Source organism: Microbacterium sp. Clip185 (assembly GCF_028743715.1).
GTDB lineage: Bacteria > Actinomycetota > Actinomycetes > Actinomycetales > Microbacteriaceae > Microbacterium.
The window spans coordinates 683414-702121 of sequence record NZ_CP117996.1; the positions used below are offsets into that span (position 1 = coordinate 683414).

Annotated in this window: 18 protein-coding genes; 11 read left to right on the forward strand and 7 right to left on the reverse strand. The window is 71.6% G+C overall.

What is annotated here, in order from left to right; genetic code table 11:
• Positions 1–53: 53 nt before the first annotated feature.
• Positions 54–2600 (forward strand): LuxR C-terminal-related transcriptional regulator, encoded by a 2547-nt coding sequence (locus PQV94_RS03310; protein ID WP_274287385.1) that lies wholly within the window; start codon positions 54–56, stop codon positions 2598–2600.
• On the opposite strand, the gene PQV94_RS03315 is transcribed toward PQV94_RS03310, so the two are convergent.
• The 3 genes from PQV94_RS03315 to PQV94_RS03325 all read right to left on the reverse strand — a co-directional run bounded on the left by PQV94_RS03315 (position 2536) and on the right by PQV94_RS03325 (position 5733).
• Positions 2536–3846, reverse strand: coding sequence for an MFS transporter (locus PQV94_RS03315; RefSeq protein ID WP_274287386.1), 1311 nt, complete (start codon positions 3844–3846; stop codon positions 2536–2538). The genes PQV94_RS03310 and PQV94_RS03315 overlap by 65 nt on opposite strands.
• A gap of 79 nt (positions 3847–3925) precedes the next feature.
• Positions 3926–5158, reverse strand: a complete 1233-nt coding sequence (locus tag PQV94_RS03320) for an MFS transporter (RefSeq protein ID WP_274287387.1) — start codon at positions 5156–5158, stop codon at positions 3926–3928.
• Positions 5155–5733, reverse strand: a complete 579-nt coding sequence (locus tag PQV94_RS03325) for an ArsR/SmtB family transcription factor (protein WP_274287388.1) — start codon at positions 5731–5733, stop codon at positions 5155–5157. Before PQV94_RS03325 ends, PQV94_RS03320 begins: the two co-directional genes overlap by 4 nt.
• Positions 5734–5971: 238 nt before the next feature.
• Here PQV94_RS03325 and rplM point away from each other — a divergent pair, with 238 nt between their 5' ends.
• The 3 genes from rplM to glmM are packed head-to-tail and all read left to right on the forward strand — an operon-like array spanning position 5972 to position 8282.
• Positions 5972–6418 (forward strand): 50S ribosomal protein L13, encoded by a 447-nt coding sequence (gene rplM / locus PQV94_RS03330; protein WP_243226823.1) that lies wholly within the window; start codon positions 5972–5974, stop codon positions 6416–6418.
• A gap of 26 nt (positions 6419–6444) precedes the next feature.
• Positions 6445–6918, forward strand: a complete 474-nt coding sequence (rpsI, locus tag PQV94_RS03335; RefSeq protein ID WP_274287389.1) for a 30S ribosomal protein S9 — start codon at positions 6445–6447, stop codon at positions 6916–6918.
• Between the two features lie 8 nt (positions 6919–6926).
• On the forward strand, positions 6927–8282 hold the full coding sequence (gene glmM / locus PQV94_RS03340; RefSeq protein ID WP_274287390.1) for a phosphoglucosamine mutase: 1356 nt from the start codon (positions 6927–6929) through the stop codon (positions 8280–8282).
• A gap of 4 nt (positions 8283–8286) precedes the next feature.
• On the opposite strand, the gene PQV94_RS03345 is transcribed toward glmM, so the two are convergent.
• The 4 genes from PQV94_RS03345 to PQV94_RS03360 all read right to left on the reverse strand — a co-directional run bounded on the left by PQV94_RS03345 (position 8287) and on the right by PQV94_RS03360 (position 12034).
• Positions 8287–9375 carry a sensor histidine kinase gene (locus tag PQV94_RS03345; protein ID WP_274287391.1) on the reverse strand — a complete coding sequence of 363 codons (1089 nt, stop codon included), beginning with the start codon at positions 9373–9375 and terminating at the stop codon, positions 8287–8289.
• Positions 9372–10013, reverse strand: coding sequence for a LuxR C-terminal-related transcriptional regulator (locus tag PQV94_RS03350; protein ID WP_274287392.1), 642 nt, complete (start codon positions 10011–10013; stop codon positions 9372–9374). Before PQV94_RS03350 ends, PQV94_RS03345 begins: the two co-directional genes overlap by 4 nt.
• Before the next feature lie 88 nt (positions 10014–10101).
• Positions 10102–10851 (reverse strand): TetR family transcriptional regulator, encoded by a 750-nt coding sequence (locus PQV94_RS03355; RefSeq protein WP_274287393.1) that lies wholly within the window; start codon positions 10849–10851, stop codon positions 10102–10104.
• 250 nt (positions 10852–11101) lie between these two features.
• Positions 11102–12034, reverse strand: a complete 933-nt coding sequence (locus PQV94_RS03360) for a Ppx/GppA phosphatase family protein (RefSeq protein ID WP_274287394.1) — start codon at positions 12032–12034, stop codon at positions 11102–11104.
• An 81-nt stretch (positions 12035–12115) separates the two neighbouring features.
• Between PQV94_RS03360 and coaA the strand changes: the two genes are divergently transcribed.
• The 7 genes from coaA to tsaB all read left to right on the forward strand — a co-directional run bounded on the left by coaA (position 12116) and on the right by tsaB (position 18699).
• The gene (gene coaA / locus PQV94_RS03365; RefSeq protein ID WP_274287395.1) at positions 12116–13069 is read left to right on the forward strand and encodes a type I pantothenate kinase; all 954 of its coding nucleotides are present in this window, start codon (positions 12116–12118) and stop codon (positions 13067–13069) included.
• 260 nt (positions 13070–13329) lie between these two features.
• Positions 13330–15180 (forward strand): glutamine--fructose-6-phosphate transaminase (isomerizing), encoded by a 1851-nt coding sequence (glmS, locus tag PQV94_RS03370; RefSeq protein ID WP_274287396.1) that lies wholly within the window; start codon positions 13330–13332, stop codon positions 15178–15180.
• A gap of 146 nt (positions 15181–15326) precedes the next feature.
• On the forward strand, positions 15327–15686 hold the full coding sequence (locus PQV94_RS03375; protein ID WP_274287397.1) for a holo-ACP synthase: 360 nt from the start codon (positions 15327–15329) through the stop codon (positions 15684–15686).
• Positions 15683–16252 (forward strand): TIGR00730 family Rossman fold protein, encoded by a 570-nt coding sequence (locus PQV94_RS03380; RefSeq protein ID WP_274287398.1) that lies wholly within the window; start codon positions 15683–15685, stop codon positions 16250–16252. The genes PQV94_RS03375 and PQV94_RS03380 overlap by 4 nt, the downstream gene beginning before the upstream one ends.
• Before the next feature lie 46 nt (positions 16253–16298).
• Positions 16299–17423, forward strand: a complete 1125-nt coding sequence (gene alr / locus PQV94_RS03385) for an alanine racemase (protein WP_274287399.1) — start codon at positions 16299–16301, stop codon at positions 17421–17423.
• 65 nt (positions 17424–17488) lie between these two features.
• Entirely contained in the window at positions 17489–17986 is a 498-nt protein-coding gene (gene tsaE, locus PQV94_RS03390; RefSeq protein ID WP_274288209.1) for a tRNA (adenosine(37)-N6)-threonylcarbamoyltransferase complex ATPase subunit type 1 TsaE, read from the forward strand.
• A 32-nt stretch (positions 17987–18018) separates the two neighbouring features.
• Entirely contained in the window at positions 18019–18699 is a 681-nt protein-coding gene (tsaB, locus tag PQV94_RS03395) for a tRNA (adenosine(37)-N6)-threonylcarbamoyltransferase complex dimerization subunit type 1 TsaB (protein ID WP_274287400.1), read from the forward strand.
• Positions 18700–18708 lie beyond the last annotated feature (9 nt).

The following is an 18708-nucleotide window of genomic DNA, read 5'->3' on the forward strand; positions in this document are numbered from 1 at the left end:
TGGAAGCGGCGGCGAGACGTTCGATACCCGGGCCCACCGCCGGAGACGACCCGATGAGCCTGTCCGCTGTGCCGCGTGCCGGCGTCGGCGTCCTCGCGCGATCCCGCCTGGTGACCGCGCTCGATGACGCGGCGCCGCTGGTGGTCCTGCACGCGCCCATGGGGTACGGCAAGACCGTCGCGATGGCGCAGTGGGCGCGCAGCACCGACCGGCGCGGCGTCTGGATGCGGGTGCGCGACGGCGGCGGCGAACCGCGCCCCTTCGTGCAGCAGCTCGCCGCCCAGCTCGCGGACGCGGGTCTGCTGGACGAGGGCGATCCGCTGCGTACCGCGGCGGAGACGCTCGCCGTCGACGACGATCCGTGGGGGCTGCTCGCCCGGGGCCTGCGGCGCCAGAGGGGGCCCATCGCCATCGCGCTCGACGACGGCGATCGACTGTCGGAGGCCACGGTGCGGGGACTCATCGAGGTCCTCGCCGACGTGCCCGAGCTCCTCGTGCGGGTCGCCGTGCGCCGTGCCTCCCTTTTCACCGAGCCGAGCCTCGCGGTCCTCGTCGACGCGGTCATCGTGGGCAGGGAGGAGCTCGCGCTCACCGCATCCGAGGCGCTGGAGCTCACCGCCGACCCCTCGACCGCCGACGAGATCGTCGCCGCCGGCGGCGTTCCCGCCCTCGCCCGGATGCTGGCGCTCGGCGATGTCGGCGCCGGGACGGGCGCGAACGTGGAGCAGGCGGCCCGCTCGCTGCTGCGGCTGCGCGGCGGAGCGTGGGACGACGCCTTCGTGAGGTTCCTCGAGACGGTGGCCATCGCCGACGCGCTCGATGTGCGTCTGGCCGAGGCGATCTCCGGCCGATCCGATGCGCTGCGGTTGCTCGAGACAGCGGAGGCGGAGGGGCTTGGCTCCTGGGAGACGCCGGGACTGCGTGACTCCTCGGCCGTGTTCGTCTTCTCCCCGTTCCTGCGCCTGGCCGCGGAGGAGAGCCTGCGGCGCGAGCGGTCGCGGCCCGAGGTGCGCGAGATCGTGCGCCGTGTCGCGCGCTGGGAGCTCGAGCGGGGCCTCGCGTTCTCGGCGTTGCGGCGGGCGGTGGAGATCGATGACGCCGCCCTCATCGACGACGTCATCCGCCGCCACTGGAACGAGCTGGTCACCTACCGCGGCCGTCTGACCGAGCTGTTCGCCCACGTGCCGCTGCTGTCGCTGCGCACTCGGCCGCTGGTCGCGATGGTGCTCGCGATCGTCGCCAACGCCAGCGGCACTCAGCGCCTGCGCGCCCTCGAGTACTTCGGTCTGGCGGTGTACGGCGCCCGGATGCAGCGGGCCACGGCACCGCCCGCCGACCGCGTGCTGCTCCGGGCGATCGAGACGACCTCCTATCGCGTGTCCGGTCGCTCCGGAGCGACAGCCGCGGCGCGAGACGGCTACCGCGCACTGCAGGAGATGGATGCGGCCGAGCGGGACCGGCTCGGGCGCAACGAGCCGACCGTGTACAACCAGATCGGCACGTCACTGTTCTACGGCGGGTTCACCGCCGAGGCCCTCGACTGCTTCCGCCGCTCGACGGCGGTCAGCGACACGAAGGGACTGTTCGCGGGACTTCAGGGCCTCGCCCTCGCCGCGGGCACGCTCGCCGTCGCCGGCGAGGTCGAGGATGCGCGCGAGGTCATCGAGGAGGCGCTCTCGCGGGCCTGGCCCGAACGCTGGATCGACGGCTACCCCGGGAGCTTCCTCCAGCTGGCGCGTGGCTTCTCGGCCCTCGAGGACGGCGACCCGGACGCGGCGGATGCCGCGATCCGCATCCTCGATCCGCATCGCGCGACGATCGAGCACTGGCCGCTGCTGACGCACGTCGACGTTCTCATCGCTCTCGCGCGCGGGCGGGTCGGCGCAGCGCACGCCCTGTTGTCGAACGCGCTGCGCACCCAGCAGGCGCGTCACGCGACGAGTGAGCTGACGCTCAGCAGGCTCCGCCACACGCGCGCTCTCGTGCTGCTCGCGGCGGGGGACGCCGCCGGGGCGGAACGGGTCGTGACGAAGGAGAAGGAGCCCATGCGCCGCGGCGTGAGCCTCGGGCGCATCGCGCTCGCGGCCGGCGACGTGGAGGGAGCCGTGCGCGTGCTGCAGGCCTCGGCGGGCATGGCGGCATCCCCGCGCATCGAGACCGAGCACCTCGCGCTCACCGTCGGGGCGCTCGCTCTGGCGGGCGCGGACCTGGACGGAGCCAGGCGGATGCTGGGGCGTCTGAGCGCGGTGCTCGATCAGCGGGGGCTGTTCGTTCCGCTGGCGATGGTGCCGACGAACGCTCTCGAGGCCATGGCCGAGATCGCGGTCGACCCGCACGCGAGGGAGCTGATCGCGCGTGCGTTGCGGATCGGCATGATCCCGGCGACCCGCCGCCGCGTGCAGCTGACTCCTCGTGAGATCGCGGTGGCCGACGAATTGACGCGCAGCGAGACGGTCGCAGAGATCGCGGCCGCGCTCGTCGTCTCGCCGAACACCGTGAAGTCGCAGCTGCGCAGTCTCTACCGCAAGCTCGGCGTCAGCTCGCGCGCCGATGCTCTTCGGGCACTCGCGGCGCTGGATCTTCTGGGTTCCCAGCACTGACGGGGCGCCGCGCGTAGGGCGCGACCAGTCGCAGCAGCACCAGCGCGAGCAGTGCCACCGCCGCCGCCGTGACGTACAGCGCGACGTAGTTGCCGCCGCGGCCGCCGAGCGCGTCGCCGCCGGTGGCGAGCAGCGCGGCGGCCGCGAGGGGCCCGACGACCTGGGGGATGGTCTCGGTGGCGTTGAGGATCCCGAGGTAGGCGCCGGTGCGTTCGGCGGGGATCGTGCGCAGCGCGAGCGCGAAGTCGACGGCGAAGAAGGTGCCCATGGCGAGGCCGCCCACGACCGCACTCGTCCACAGCTGGAGCGGATCCGCGGCGAATGCGCGCAGGAGCGATGCCGCGATGAGACCGACGATGGCGGCCGCGAGGAACGGCCGGTAGTCGCCTCGGCGACCGGCGAGCAGTCCCATCGTGACGGCGGCGATGACGATGGCGCCGCCGCCGAGCACGGTGGACAGCGAGGTGACGCTCGTCGCCGATGCCTGATCGCGCAGCATGCGATCCATGACGAAATACAGGGTGAAGGCGGTGGTCAGCGAGAACGCCGACTGCAGCAGGAGCCGCTGCACCCACACGAGGGCGAAGCCGGGGGCGATGGCGAAGCGGGACGGTCGCGGCGAGGGCGCGGGTGCCGGGGCGGATGTGACGGCTCTGTCCGGCACGAACAGCACGCACAGCACGACCGCGATCACCGCAGCCGCGGGCATGATGGCCGAGGCGAGCACCAGCTGGGTGGGGAGGGTCGCCGCGATGACGAGCGGGGGAACGGTGCCGAGGAAAGCAGCAGCGGCGAAGATCCCGGATGCCGCCGCGCGCCACCTCTCCTGCACCGTATCGGCGAGTTGCGCTGCCGCGGTGGCCAGCACCGCGTTGTAACAGATCTGCATCCCGATCCACGCGAGAACCAGGGTGAACACGTCGCTCGCACTCAGCAGCCACCACGTCGCCAGCGGGCCGCTGAACGCGCCGGCCAGCATCCAGGGACGGCGTCTGCCCCACCCGGAGCGCGTGCGGTCGGAGAGGAACCCGACGAGCGGGTTCGCCACGATCGCGGCGACGGCACCCGCGGCGATCACCATCGCGAGCGTCCCCGCGCGGTCGGCCGCGGGGACGAAGGCCGCCACCCGCACCGGAAGCCCGACGACCGCGGGGGCGGTCAGTGCCCCGAGGGCTGCGAGATTGACGGCGGCCAGGAACGGGACGGTGCGCAACCCGCGGACGGGGGTCGCTGCATCGGGTATCACAGCCTTACGTTACGGAATGTCGGCGACCTCGGCTCACGCCGTGCGCCGTTCTGTGGACGAAGAGTCCACGGCGACCGTCTCACCCGGGGTCGGCAGCGCGCTCGGCCCGCCAGGCGGGCAGATAGCACAGCGCGCCGAGAACGCTGAAGGCGCCGGCGACGGCGAAGGCGATGCCCGTACCCGTGTGCTCGGCCAGCGCCGTCAAGGCGATGAGGCCCGCGCTGTAGACGCCACCGGAGACCATGGCGTTGGCGGAGAGCACGCTGGCACGCGTGCCGGCGTCGGCCTGCCGGTGCAGCAGCGTGTTGTGCATGGGTCCGGCGGCGCCGTGGGACAGGTACGCGGCACCGTACGCGGCGAGCAGACCCACGGGCCCCGCGACGATCCCCATCACGACGACGAACGCGCCGTTCAGGATGCGGGCGAGCGCCGCCGTGACAGCCACGCCCCATCGCCGCGCCGCCCGCCCCGCGAGGAGCGAGCCCAGGGCGAAGAGCCCCCAGGCGGCGGCGGACGCCGGCCCGAACAGAGCGCCCGCCACGTCCTCACCGCCGGCGAGCTCCGCCAGCCGCACCGGTGTGAGGGTCTCGAAGGCGACCAAGGCCACGGCCCAGAAGACCTCCACGGCCAACAGCGCCCGCAGGATCGGGGAGCGGCGGAACAGGCGCAGCGCTCCCCGCAGTCCGGAAGACGAGGCGCCGGCGCCTCGCAGCCTCGGGCGGGGACGGGCCGGCTCCACGACGAGGATCGCCGTGACGACCACCCCCACGGCGGACAGGGCGAGACTCACGAGGAAGGGCAGAACGAGCGCCGACAGGCCGGGGAGGGGCGCCCATGCGACGAGCAGGCCGCCCCCGAGCGCTCCGGCCGCGATCGAGACGCCGAGCACCGTGGCCGACCGGGCGAGACCCTGCTCGACAGGGGCGGCGGGATCGTCGGCGTGCGCTGCGTCGACGTACCAGGCCTCGAGCGGGCCGGAGTCGAGGGTGCGGAACACGCCTTGCAGCAGCATGGCGACGGCGAACGCGGCCACGTCCTGTGCGAGCACGAACAGCACGGTCGACGCGAGACCGATGAGGGCCGCGATCAGCAGCACCGGTCGGCGCCCGAGCGCGTCGGCGAGCCCGCCGGTCGGCAGCTCCAGCAGGAGGGCGACGACGCCCTGCACCGAAAGGATGGCACCGACCTCGACGAGACTGAGACCGCGCTCCAGCGGCAGGAGTGCGGTGAGTCCGAAGGTGAATCCGACCGGGAGCCAGCGCAGCGCGGTCAGCCACAGCAATCGGCGCTCGGCACCGGCGGCGTCGATCACGCGTCATCCAGGTCGAGAGGCCTCGCGAACGAGGTGACGTGGATGCGGCGCGCCCGCGGGTCGGCCGCGCCCGCGTCGCGGTAGCGCGCCATGAGATCCGCCAGCTCAGCGGAGAAGGCGGCGGTCTGCTCGGGTGTCACGGTGAGGAAGCCGTCGGACAGACCCAGCACGTCCACCCATTCCGCCGGCCAGTGCTCTGCCGCATCCAGCCAGCGCTCGGCGCCCGTCGCGAACTGACGCACGTAGTCACGACTCAGCCACGCCAGGGCGGTGCGAGCGTCCTCATCGCCGGCGAAGTCGGAATTGACCCATGAGTGACGCTCGCTCGCCGCACGCCACTCGCGGCGACGGCCCTCGCCCTCTCCGGTGTCGGTCACGAGCCCGACCTCGCCGAGAGCGCGCAGGTGGTAGCTCGTGGCGCCCGAGTTGGTGCCCAGGGCGGCGGCGAGCTCGGTCGCGGTGGCGGGGCCGTGGGTGCGCAGTCGGCTCAGGATGCGCGAGCGCAGCGGATGAGCGAGCGCGCGCACGGCGCGGCTGTCGAGGCGGATGGTGCTGTCGCGTCGGGACTCGTCCATGCGGTTACTCTAGGCATGCATAGTTTCTTTGCACAAGTTGTGTGCATGCCCATCCTCGACCGCGATGGCTGGTGGATGCGGGGCGGGGGAGCTCCGCGTGCTAAGCTTCTCGTTTGGTGCCGCATCCCTGCTGATCGGTACCACGAACGTGAGCCCTCCACTGGCGTCTTCTCTTGCGAGAAGCACCCCGGAGCGGGATTCACGAACCTCTCCGTTCGATCAAGAAAGCAGCACTAACGTGACGCGCACTTTCACCCCCAAGGCTGGCGAGATCCAGCGCGAGTGGCTGGTCATCGACGCGACCGACGTCGTCCTCGGACGCCTCGCCTCGCACGCGGCCACCCTTCTCCGCGGCAAGCACAAGCCCACCTTCGCCAACCACGTCGACACCGGTGACTTCGTCATCGTCATCAACGCCGACAAGGTGGCCCTCACCGGGCAGAAGCTCGAGCAGAAGAAGGCGTACCGCCACTCCGGCTACCCGGGCGGCCTCAAGTCCGTCACCTACTCGGAGCTGCTCGAGAAGAACCCCGTCCGCGCAGTGGAGAAGGCCGTCCGCGGCATGCTCCCCAAGAACAGCCTGGGTCGCCAGCAGCTCTCGAAGCTGAAGGTCTACCGCGGTGCGGAGCACCCGCACGCCGCGCAGCAGCCCACGGCTTACGCCTTCGACCAGGTCGCCCAGTAAGCGCCGCTCAGACTAAGGACACTCTCGTGGCGAACACCGAAGAAACCTCCAACTACTCCACCGAGACCCCCACCGACGTCGCAGCCGTCGTCGCCGAGCGCCCCGTGCTCTCGGTCCCCGGCGCAGCCGTCGGCCGTCGCAAGCAGGCCATCGCCCGCGTGCGTCTGGTTCCGGGCTCGGGAACGATCACCATCAACGGCCGCACGTTCGAGGACTACTTCCCGAACAAGCTGCACCAGCAGCTCGTGACCGACCCCTTCACGCTCCTCAACCTCACCGACGCGTACGACGTGATCGCGCGCATCCACGGTGGCGGCCCCTCGGGCCAGGCCGGTGCGCTGCGTCTGGGCATCGCCCGCGCGCTGAATGAGATCGACGTCGAGAACAACCGCCCGACCCTCAAGAAGGCCGGCTTCCTCTCGCGTGACGCTCGTGTGAAGGAGCGCAAGAAGGCTGGTCTCAAGAAGGCCCGCAAGGCTCCTCAGTACTCGAAGCGCTGACACGCCGAATGGCGTTGTTCGGTACGGACGGCGTGCGGGGGCTGGCCAACGGCCCCCTCACTGCCGATCTGGCGCTTTCCCTGGCCCAGGCGACCGCTGTCGTCCTGGGCCAGGGCCGTTCCGCAGAAGCCCGCCGTGCGGCGGGCAAGCGGCCCACCGCGGTCGTCGCACGCGACCCGCGGATCTCGGGAGAGTTCCTGGCGGCTGCCGTCGCCGCGGGCCTCGCCTCCTCGGGTGTCGACGTCCTGGATGCCGGTGTGCTCCCCACGCCCGCGGCCGCCTTCCTCATCGGCGACATCGACGCCGATTTCGGAGTGATGGTCTCGGCATCGCACAACCCCGCTCCCGATAACGGGATCAAGATCTTCGCGCGCGGCGGCGTGAAGCTGCCCGACGCCGTCGAGCAGCGCATCGAGTTCGCCCTCGCGGGCCCCAAGCTCCAGCCCACGGGCGCCGAGGTCGGCCGCATCCGTCGCTTCGCCGACGCCGAGGACCGCTACGTCGTGCACCTGCTGCAGTCGCTGCCGCACCGTCTCGACGGTCTGCACGTGGTGCTGGACTGCGCGCACGGCGCCGCTGCCGGCGTCTCTCCCGAGACGTTCCGCGATGCGGGCGCGCGTGTCACTGTCATCGGTGCCGACCCCGACGGGCTCAACATCAACGACGGTGTCGGCTCGACGCACCTCGACCATCTCACGGCGGAAGTGCTGCGCGCGGGTGCCGATCTCGGCATCGCGCACGACGGCGACGCCGACCGCTGCCTCGCCGTGGATGCGGCCGGGCGCGTCATCGACGGCGACCAGATCATGGCGATCCTGGCCGTATCGATGCGCGATCGCGGTGTGCTGCGCGACGACACCCTCGTCGCCACCGTGATGAGCAACCTCGGGCTTCACCGGGCGATGGCCGCCAACGGCATCCGCGTCCTGCAGACGGCCGTCGGCGACCGATACGTGCTGGAAGAGATGAACGCCGGCGGGTACGCGCTGGGCGGCGAGCAGTCGGGTCATGTGATCATGAGCGACTTCGCGACCACCGGCGACGGACTGCTGACGGGGCTGCACCTGATGTCGGAGATGGCGCGCCAGCAACGCTCGCTCGCCGAGCTCGCCGCCGTGATGACGGTGTTCCCGCAGGTGCTCATCAACGTCAAGGGCGTCGACCGCACCCGGGTCGCCGATCCGGGTGTCGCCGAGGCGGTCGCCGAGGCGGAAGCCGAGCTGGCATCGAGCGGGCGGGTGCTTCTGCGCGCGTCCGGCACGGAACAGCTCGTGCGCGTCATGGTCGAGGCGGAGGACGCCCAGCAGGCTCAGCGCATCGCTGAGCGTCTGGCGGGCGTCGTGCGCGAGCGTCTCGCGCTCTGAGCTCTCAGCCCCGCGGCATGCGGGCGACGAGCTGGGCTCCCGACGGCGTCGGTGAGAGCTCCAGACTCCCGCCGAGTCCCTGGAGCAGGTCGGAGAGGCGGCGCAGCCCGCTGCGGGCGGCCGTCGGATCCACTCCCGCGCCGTCGTCGCGCACCGTGAGCGTGATCTCATCGATGCCGACGTGCAGCACGGTGTCGACCCGTGTGGCGCGGCCGTGGCGCAGAGCATTGGAGACGCCCTCCTCGGCGACCCGCGCCAGGGTGAGGCGTCGGCCGAGATCGAGTGCGGGCTCGGCTCCGGAGGGAATGATCACGAGCGATGCGTCGATCGCCGCCGGGATGCGGGAGGTCAGCGCGCGAAGCGCCGCGACCAGCCCCCGGTCGATGCCCTCCGGATACAGGGCCGCGCTGGCTCCGCGCAGCTCGATCTCGCGCAGTGCGTCCAGCTCGCGGCCGATGTGCTCCGCCCGGGCGCGGGCCGCGTCGTCCAGATCGGCGGCGAGGTCGCGGAGTTCGACCTGCAGCATGACCACGCGACCCTGCAGCGTGGTGTGCAGGGCGTCCGCGAGTTCGCGTCGCATGTGCAGCTCTTCGTCCGCGAGTGCTGCCAGAGCCGTGAGCCCCATCGTGGCCTGTGCCAGGCGCGCGCGTTCCGACTCGCGGGCGCGGCGCCGCGAGCTGACGCTCTGCAGAGCGAACACGAACGTCACCGACATGAGGACGGCGGCGATCACCGATTCCGCGAGAGCCACGTCGTCCGGCGACGAGATGCCCACGAGCAACTGAATACCGGCGCGACATGCCTCGGCGACCACCGAGCAGGACGCGAGGACCGCGAAGCGCACGATTCCGGTGAGCGAGATGAGCTCGGCCGAGACGGCGAGCGCCGTCGCGATGGCCACGCCGATCAGGTTGATCGCCGCGCGCACCAGCAGATCGACGGCGGGTGCGAGGTCGCCGCCGAGCAGGAGGACGGCCTGCAGGCTCGCCGCCAGGGAGAGGGTGCCGCCGAGGGCCAGTGCGACCAGAGAGAACTGCCGCTGGTCGGCGGCGTGATCCATGAGGGCGCTGGGGCCCGGAGGATCTGCGCTCACGCGCTCTCCTCGAGGAAGATACGCACGGCGCTCACGCGCGGGTTGCGCTCCGCGTCCCCGCCGAGCCCGAGTGAGCTGTAGACGGCGTTGACATGGTTGTCGACGGACCGGTCGGCGAGATCCAGCCGCCGGGCGATCGCGGTGTTCGTGAGTCCTTCGGCCAGCAGCGTCAGCACCTCGAACTGACGGGCGCTGAGGGCGGCGAGCCGTCCGCTCGGGCGTGCCCGACGACGCTCGACGAGCTCCCGGTCGAGCACGCTGCGTCCGCTCGCGCTGGCGCGCAGGGCCGAGACCAGCGAGGGCGCCGACAGTGCGGAGGTCTTGGAGAGGTAGCTCCACCGACGGCGCTGCTCCTCGGGCACGTCGAGCAGGGTGTTGAGTCGGTCCACGGCCGACAGCAGCACGATCGACAGCGAGCCCTGACGTTCCTGCAGGCCGCGGCCCACCTCGATTCCGTCGCCGTCGGGGAGGGTGATGTCCAGCAGGGCGACGTCGAGGTCGCGAGGGAAGTCGGCCGCCTCGGCGGCCGAGCTCACGGCGGCGACGAGATCGAAGTCGGGAACCGCCCGAAGGAGTCCGGCGAGCATGTCGCGGTAAAGGGGCTGATCCTCGACGAGGGCGATGCGCAGTCTCGCCACGGTGTTCCTTCGCAAGCAGGAGAGGGTCGGCGCGCCGAGGGTGGGCTTCTGGAGCGCCCCCGTAGCCTATCGGCTCGCCCGGCGGTGCTCAGGCCGTGTGACGGGGTTCACCGGTGGGGCGGGTCAGGCCCATCAGCAGCGACCAGAACGCGAGCGCCGGCAGCTCCCAGGGAACGTCCTCGCCGTCGATGCCGGTGCGCAGCACCACGTCGTCGATCCCCTCGATGCCGACGAGGCGTTTGCTGGCCATGCCCTCGATGAGCGACGCGCCGGCCGCGGCGATCTGCAACCACGTGACGCCCGGGGCCGGCTCCCGCCCGACACGGGCGAGGACTCGCTGGTAGATGTCCGCGATCTCGGCCAGGAACCGGGTCTCGCTCGCTGCGAGCGCGCGGCGCACCTCCGCCTGCTGGTCGAGGGGGAGCGAGCTGACCGACACGGACAGCGCCATGTAGTTCTTCCACTCGGTGGAGGCCATCGTGTCGAGAACGTTCTGCCCGATGGCTCGGCGCACGGACTCCTGCAGGACCCGCTCGATGCCGGCGGGGTCGGGTGCGCCGTGCGGGTCGACCAGGTGGTCGGCGTACTGCTCGAAGACCGCCGTCGCGATCTGGATGGTGGCGGCGGAGTAGCCGATCGGGTGCGGGCCGCGCGGCTCGAGCAGGCGCAGCATGAGTGCGGAGAGCAGCTGGTCCTTCCCGCCGAACGCCGCGAAGGCGGAGCTTCGGGGCACACCGACCCGCCGGATGAGCTCCTCCATGTTCAGCTGGTGCAGTCCCACGCTCACCGCGCCGTCGGCCAGGAGATCCGCCGCCGCATCCAGGACGCGACGACGCAATTCGTCACGGGGGATGCGTCGCGCGCGGCCCGTCTGTGACGAATCGTTATGGACTCTGCGTCCAGAGTCTTGTTGTTCGTCCTGAGTTGGCATATTTTCGTTCCTACCGACGGAAGGTCCTGCTATCGAGATGGCGGCGGCCGCCAATGGGGGGACGTCGGTTCCGTGATCCGCGGGACGGGTGCAGATGGCCCCCCGCGGATCACGGCGGTCAGTCTATGTTCGCCCCCGCTGCGGGGGCTACGGGTCGTCAGCCCCAGGCCATCGCCTCGATGTATCGCAGAAGCACGCCCTCGCGCAGCGCCCAGGGGCTCACCTCGAGCTCGTCGATCTCCAGCGTGCGCATCGCGGTGTGCAGCACCACGGCGCCCGCCACGATCTGGAAGGTGCGATCGGGGGTGATTCCGGGCAGTTCCTGGCGTGCGCTGGCCGGCAGTCGCGCCAGACGGGGGATCCACGAGCCGAGGGCTTGACGCGGCAGCAGCAGCCGTTCGCTCCCGGACCATCCCGGCACGGGGTAGCCGGCGAGTCGGGCGAGCGAGCGGATGGCCTTCGAGGAGCCTGCCACGTGGTCGGGCCGCGGCAGTGCCTGGAAGTCGGCCGCCACGGGGGCGAGCACCTCGGCGGCGTGTGCGCGCAGCCGCTCGAGCGCCTCCTCTCCCGGAGGATCCTCTGGCAGGTATCCCACCGTCATCCGGCCGGCGCCGAGAGGGACGGATGCGGCGAGCTGGGGCAGTTCGTCGGCACCGGCGGCGATCTCCAGCGAGCCGCCACCGATGTCGAGGAGCAGGATCTGACCCGCCGACCAGCCGAGCCAGCGCCGGACCGCGAGGAAGGTGAAGCGCGCCTCGTCCTCGCCGCCGAGGACCTGGAGGGGTTGGCCCAGCGCCTCCTCGATCCTGGCGATCACGAGCTCCCCGTTGGTCGCGTCGCGCACGGCGGAGGTGGCGGTCGCGAGAAGTTCCGCGACCCCCTCGCGCCTGGCCGTCTCGCGCGCCTCGGCGACCGCATCCTCGAGCGCACGGACGCCCTCTTCGCTGATGGCGCCCCCAGGGGTCAGGTAGCGCATGAGGCGCAGGACGGTGCGGTGGCTCGTCGTCGCGAGCGGCCTTCCGCCGGGGTGCGCATCCGCGACGAGCAGATGCACGGTGTTGGAACCGATGTCGAGAACTCCGAGCCGCACCCGATGAGAGTAGCGGCGCCGACCTATCCGCGCGCTGCGAGGGAGAACGCCACGCCGACGCGCCGCCACTACGATGGGCGGGTGCCAGAGGAGACCACCCTGTCGGCGGCGTCAGCCGAGTCCCTGTACCGCGAGATCGAGCGTGCCGACTGGGCGCGACTGGCCCGCGGTATGGACCAGCCGTTGACCGAGGCCGAGGTCGTGCAGCTGCGTGGTCTGGGCGACATGCTCGATGTCACTGAGGTGCGCGAGGTCTACGTGCCGCTGAGCCGGCTGCTCTCGCTGCGGGCATCCGCCACCAAGCGCCTCGGCGCGGAGGAGAGCACCTTCCTCGGCGAGCCCGACGAGACGACGCCGTTCGTGATCGGCGTGGCCGGCTCCGTCGCCGTCGGGAAGTCCACGATCGCCCGACTTCTGCGCGAGCTCGTCAGTCGTTGGCCGGGCACCCCACGCGTCGAGCTGGTCACGACCGACGGCTTCCTCTATCCGAACGCGGAGCTGGAGCGGCGCGGGCTGATGGACCGCAAGGGCTTTCCCGAGTCTTACGACCGCCGGGCGCTGATCGCCTTCCTCACGGCGGTGAAGTCGGGGGCGGCCGAGGTGCAGGCGCCGTACTACTCGCACATGCGGTACGACATCGTCCCCGACGCCCACACGAGCGTGCACCGTCCCGACGTGGTGATCGTCGAGGGCCTGAACGTGCTGCAGCCACCGCCCGTCCCGCACGACGTCGCGGTGAGCGACCTGTTCGACTTCTCGATCTACGTGGATGCGGAACCGGAGCACATCCAGCGCTGGTACACCGATCGGTTCCTGGCGCTGCGGGATGCGGCCTTCAGCAACCCGAGCTCGTTCTTCCGGGTGTTCGCGGACATCTCGGACGAGGACGCACGCGAGCGAGCAGCCTACTACTGGAACAGCATCAACCTGCCGAACCTCCTCGAGAACGTGCTGCCCACCCGTCACCGCGCCTCCCTCGTTCTCCGCAAGGGCGCCTCCCACGCCGTCGAGACGGTGCTCCTGCGCAAGCTCTGACCCGCCCGCCCCGGGTAACCCTCCGGTGCCCGAGTTGCGTCGCAGTTGCGCGGATGCCACACCTTTCCGCATCCGCCACAGTCATTCACTGGTGCGGATGCGGGAAACTGTCGCCCCTGCGAGAGGCACGCGTTCGGCACCACCGGCCCGACACGCGTTCGGCACCACCGGCCCGGCACGCGCGGGCCCCGACTGGGCCCACGGATTGCACGGCCCGGCACCGGGCGGCTTCACGGCTGCGCGCAACTACGATGGAGTCCATGTGTGGAATCGTCGGATATGTCGGCCCTCGGCCGAGCCAGGACATCCTGATCTCGGGCCTGGCCCGTCTCGAGTACCGCGGATACGACTCGGCCGGCATCGCGGTGATCGACGCCGACGGCGGCCTCGGGATGCGCAAGCGCGCCGGCAAACTGAGCGTCCTGCGCGATGACCTCGCTCGTGTCCCGCTCGCGGACGGCACGACGGGGATCGGCCACACGCGGTGGGCCACCCACGGCGGACCGACCGACGCGAACGCGCACCCGCACCTGGCCGACGACGACAAGCTCGCCGTCATCCACAACGGCATCATCGAGAACTTCGCGGCTCTGAAGGCCGAGCTGGTCAGCGAGGGCTACACGTTCCGCAGCGAGACCGACACCGAGGTCGCCGCGGTCCTGATCGGCCGCGAGTACGCCGCATCCGGCGACCTGATCGCCGCCTTCCGCGCGACCGTCGGCCGCTTCGAAGGCGCCTACACGCTGCTGGCGATGCACAAGGACCACCCGGGGCTCGTCGTGGCCGCCCGCCGCAACTCGCCGCTGGTCATCGGCCTGGGCGAGGGGGAGAACTTCCTCGGCTCCGATGTGGCGGCGTTCGTCGAGTACACCCGCAATGCGCTGGCGATCGGCCAGGACGAGATCGTGGCCATCACGCCCGAGGGCGTCGAGGTCACGGACTTCGACGGCAACGTCGTCGAGCCCGAGCCGTTCGAAGTGACGTGGGATGCTGCCGCCGCCGAGAAGGGCGGATGGTCCTCGTTCATGGCGAAGGAGGTCTCGGAGGAGCCCGAGGCCGTCGCCAACACCATCCGCGGACGCATCCGCGACGGCGCGGTCGTCGTTCCCGAGCTCGACGGTCTCGACGAGCTCTTCGCCGACATCGACCGCGTGGTCATCATCGCGGCGGGCACGGCGGCCTACGCCGGTCAGACGGGCAAGTACGCGCTGGAGCTGTGGACCCGCATCCCGGTCGACGTCGAACTCGCCCACGAGTTCCGCTACCGCGACCCGGTGATCGGGCCGCGCACGCTCGTCGTGTCGATCAGCCAGTCGGGCGAGACCATGGACACCCTCATGGCGGTCAAGTACGCCCGCGAGCGCGGCGCACGCACGCTCTCCATCTGCAACACGCAGGGCGCCACCATCCCGCGCGAGTCGGACGCGATCGTCTACACGCACGCCGGACCCGAGGTCGCGGTGGCCTCGACGAAGGCCTTCGTCGCGCAGATCACCGCGATCTACCTGCTCGCGCTGCACATCGCGCGCGTGCGCGGCTCGCTCACAGCCGCCGAGATCGCCGACCACGTGCGCGAGCTCGAGTCGGTGCCCGGCAAGATCAGCACGATCCTCGAGACGCAGCAGGAGCGCATCACGCAGCTCGCGCACTGGATGGCCGACACCCGTTCGGTGCTGTTCCTCGGCCGTCACGTCGGTTACCCGATCGCGCTGGAGGGCGCCCTCAAGCTCAAGGAGATCTCCTACATCCACGCCGAGGGCTTCGCCGCGGGCGAGCTCAAGCACGGGCCCATCGCGCTGATCGAGCCCGGTCAGCCGGTGTTCGTGATCGTGCCGTCGCCGCGGGAGTCCTCGGTGCTGCACGACAAGGTGGTCTCCAACATCCAGGAGATCCGCGCGCGCGGCGCCCGCGTCATCGTGATCGCGGAGGAGGGCGACGCGAGCGTGCTGCCGTTCTCCGACGAGGTGCTGCACATCCCGCTCGCGGGTCCGCTGTTCGAGGCGCTGCTCGCGGTCGTGCCGCTGCACATCTTCGCGATGGGTCTCGCCACGGCCAAGGGCCTGGATGTGGACCAGCCGCGCAACCTGGCCAAGTCGGTCACGGTCGAGTAAGAGCCACACTTCTGCGCAAGCGCGCCTGTGATGAACAGGCGCGCTTGCGTGTTCCTGTGGCGGTTGCGCACGGGCGACGCAACTCGGGCATCCGGGGGCGCGGATAGGGTGGCGGATGCGGCGAGCGGCCGCATCCGGGAGGGCACATGATCGTCGGAATCGGCGTCGACCTGGTCGACGTGCCGCGGTTCGAGCGCACGCTCGCGCGCACGCCGGGCCTGCTGACCCGCCTGTTCTCCCCGGCGGAGCGCGTGCTGAAGCCGCGCTCGCTGGCTGCGCGCTACGCCGCCAAGGAGGCGCTGATCAAGGCGCTCGGCGGTTCGGACGGCGTGCACTGGGTCGAGATCGAGGTGGCCTCGGAGCCGTCGGGGCGACCGGTCTTCGCGCTGACCGGCTCCACGGCCGAGGTCGTCGCGGCACGCGGTGTCGTGGCGCTGCACCTCTCGATGAGTCACGACGCGGGCCTCGCCACGGCGTATGTCGTCGCCGAGGCGGCACCGGAATGATCGCGCGCGTCGCCGTCTACACCGGCTCGGCCCTCGGCGCTTCGCCGGCCTACGCCGAGGCCGCCGCCGCAGTGGGCCGGGCTCTCGCTACGGCCGGCCTCGGGCTCGTGTACGGCGGTGGGCGTGCCGGACTCATGGGCGTCGTGGCGGCTGCCGCCCTCGCCGCCGGGGGTGAGGTGCATGGAGTGATCCCGCAGGCCCTGGTGGATGCGGAACTCGCCCACCCCGGCCTCACGCGGCTCGAGATCGTGGCCGACATGCACGAGCGCAAGATGCGGATGGCAGAGCTCGCCGACGCGTTCGTGGCCCTCCCCGGCGGGGCGGGAACGCTCGAGGAGCTCTTCGAAGCGTGGACCTGGCTGCAGCTGGGCCTGCACCGCAAGCCCGTCTCGCTCTACGACGTCGACGGCTACTGGGCGCCCCTGGGCGCGATGCTGGACGGCATGGTCGACGCCGGCTTCCTGACCGCCGACTTCCGCGACACCCTCGGTGTCGCCGCCGACCCGGAGGAGCTGCTCGCGGGATTCGCGGCCTGGGAGCCGCCCGCCGCCAAGTGGCGGCGCTGAGCGCCCTGCGTCACCCGGTACCGTGGATGCGGCGACGGGAGGTCCCATGAGTACGCTGCCGGCCGGGGTCATGCGAGAAGCGATCATCGATGTCGAAGCGATCGCCGACAACGTGCGCCATCTTCGGCGATTGACGGGCGTCGAGGTCATCGCCGTCGTCAAGGCCGACGGGTACGGACACGGAGCCGCGCGCTCCGCCGCGGCGGCGCTCGCCGGCGGTGCGACGCGGATCGGCGTCGCCGACGTCGCCGAGGCGCTGGCCCTGCGGCGCGCCGGGATCGATGCGCCCATCCTCGCCTGGTTGCATGCCCCCGGCGCCTCCTTCGGTGAGGCGGTCGAGCGCGGCATCGAGCTGGGCGTGTCGAACATGGACCAGCTGAGCGCCGCGGCCGCCGCCGGAAGCGGCGATCGCCCCGCCGTGCTGCACCTCAAGCTCGAGACCGGGCTGGGGCGCAACGGCGCCTCACCCGCCGACTACGCGGCACTGTTCGCGGAGGCCGCTCGCTGGGAGCGGCTGGGCCGGGTACGTGTGATCGGCATCTTCAGCCACCTCTCCAACGCCTCCGCCCAGGACGACCTGGCGGCGCTCGCGCGCTTCGAGGATGCGGTCGCTGCCGCATCCGTCGCGGGGCTGACGCCTCGCCTGCATCACATCGCGGCGACGCACGCCGCCCTGGCGCTGCCGCAGACCCGCCTGAACTGCGTGCGCATCGGGATCGGTATCTACGGCCTGTCGCCCTTCGAAGACCGTTCGTCCGCGGATCTGGGCCTGCGCCCGGCGATGACGCTGCGCGCCGCCGTCGCCGCCGTCAGGCGTGTCGGTGCGGGGCAGGGCGTCTCGTACGGATACGACTACCGCACCGAGGCCGACACGACGCTGGCGCTCGTGCCCCTGGGCTACGCCGACGGCGTGCCGCGGCAGGCATCCGGCGCGGGTCCCGTGCGCATCGCGGGCCGGCGCCACCGCGTGGCCGGACGCATCGCGATGGACCAGTTCGTCGTCGACGTGGGCGATGCCGAGGTGCGCCTGGGCGACGAGGTCGTGCTCTTCGGCGACCCGACCCTCGGCGCGCCCTCGGCGACCGACTGGGCGGATGCGGCGGGCACCATCAACTACGAGATCGTCACACGGATCGGTGCACGTGTGCCCCGGCGCCACATCGAGCGATGAGCGGGCATGAATCCGGCACCCCCGGTGTTCCAGACGACATGACGGACGAGGTCGGTGAGCGCACGATGGACGAGTTGCTCGGCGAACGGGAGATCGTCTCGCCGCAGGCGATGGAGCAGCTGGGGCGGGAGATCGGCGAGCGTCTGCGCGCGGGCGACGTCGTCGTGCTGACGGGGGCGCTCGGCGCGGGCAAGACGACCCTGACGCGCGGGATCGCCGCGGGGCTCGGCGTGCGCGGTCCGATCCAGAGCCCCACCTTCGTGATCGCACGCACGCATCCCTCGCTCACCGGCGGAGCGCCGCTGGTCCACGTGGACGCCTACCGCTTGGGATCGGCGGCGGAGCTCGACGACCTCGACATCGATCTGCCGGGCTCGGTCGTGGTCGTGGAGTGGGGTCACGGGCTCATCGAGGCGATCGCGGACTCCTGGTGGGAGGTCGAGCTCGACCGCGAGTGGGATGGTCGCGGCGTCGACAGCGCCTGCGGCACGTATCAGCGGCACAACGACGACCTCGATGCCGAGACGCCGCGTCTGGTGACGATCACGCACCACACCCTCTGAGGGCCGACGCGCTGCCCCATTACCCTGGAGAGGTGTTCCTCGGCATCGACACCTCGCTCGGAACGGCGCTGGCCGTCATCGACCCCGACGGCGTCGTGCGCGCCGACGTCTCCAGCGACAACCCTCTGGGCCACGCCGAGGTCATCGGCGACCTGCTTCTCACCGTGACCCAGGCTGCCGCGACGACGGCTGCGCACGGCTCGGGGCTGGGAGCCGACGACGACGCCCGCATCACGCACGTCGTCGCGGGCATGGGTCCTGGCCCCTTCACGGGATTGCGGATCGGCATCGCCGCCGCGCGCGCCTTCGCGCTCGCCCGGGGCGTGCCCGTGGTGCCCGTCGCGAGCCACGACGCCGTCGCGCTCGGTGTGCTGCTCGCCTCGACGATGGAGGATGCGGACGCCGGCACGTTCGCCGTCGTCACCGACGCGCGGCGTCGCGAGTTCGCCTACACGGTCTACCGCGGCCTCGACGACGACGGCCTGCCCGAGCGGGTCACCGGTCCCGCCTTGAGCCCGCGCGACGAGCTGGATGACCGGCTCGCGGCGCTCGGCGCTGCGCGCATGGACGCGAGTGCGATCCCCGCCACGGTGCTCGCGCTGTGCGGAGCGCGCGCGGTGGCGGCAGGCCGCTCGATCGCCGCGGATGAGCCGCTGTACCTGCGTTCCCCCGACGTCACGAGCCCGCACGCGCCCAAGCGGGTGGGGTCGTGATCCGCCCGG

Bases quoted from the DNA above. Each gene is read 5' to 3' on its own strand.
- PQV94_RS03375 (WP_274287397.1), top strand. From the start codon at position 15,327: ATGATCGTCGGAATCGGCGTCGACCTGGTCGACGTGCCGCGGTTCGAG.
- PQV94_RS03310 (WP_274287385.1), top strand. From the start codon at position 54: ATGAGCCTGTCCGCTGTGCCGCGTGCCGGCGTCGGCGTCCTCGCGCGA.
- glmS (WP_274287396.1), top strand. From the start codon at position 13,330: ATGTGTGGAATCGTCGGATATGTCGGCCCTCGGCCGAGCCAGGACATC.
- PQV94_RS03380 (WP_274287398.1), top strand. From the start codon at position 15,683: ATGATCGCGCGCGTCGCCGTCTACACCGGCTCGGCCCTCGGCGCTTCG.
- tsaE (WP_274288209.1), top strand. From the start codon at position 17,489: ATGGACGAGTTGCTCGGCGAACGGGAGATCGTCTCGCCGCAGGCGATG.
- PQV94_RS03325 (WP_274287388.1), bottom strand. From the start codon at position 5,733: ATGGACGAGTCCCGACGCGACAGCACCATCCGCCTCGACAGCCGCGCC.
- glmM (WP_274287390.1), top strand. From the start codon at position 6,927: ATGGCGTTGTTCGGTACGGACGGCGTGCGGGGGCTGGCCAACGGCCCC.
- alr (WP_274287399.1), top strand. From the start codon at position 16,299: ATGAGTACGCTGCCGGCCGGGGTCATGCGAGAAGCGATCATCGATGTC.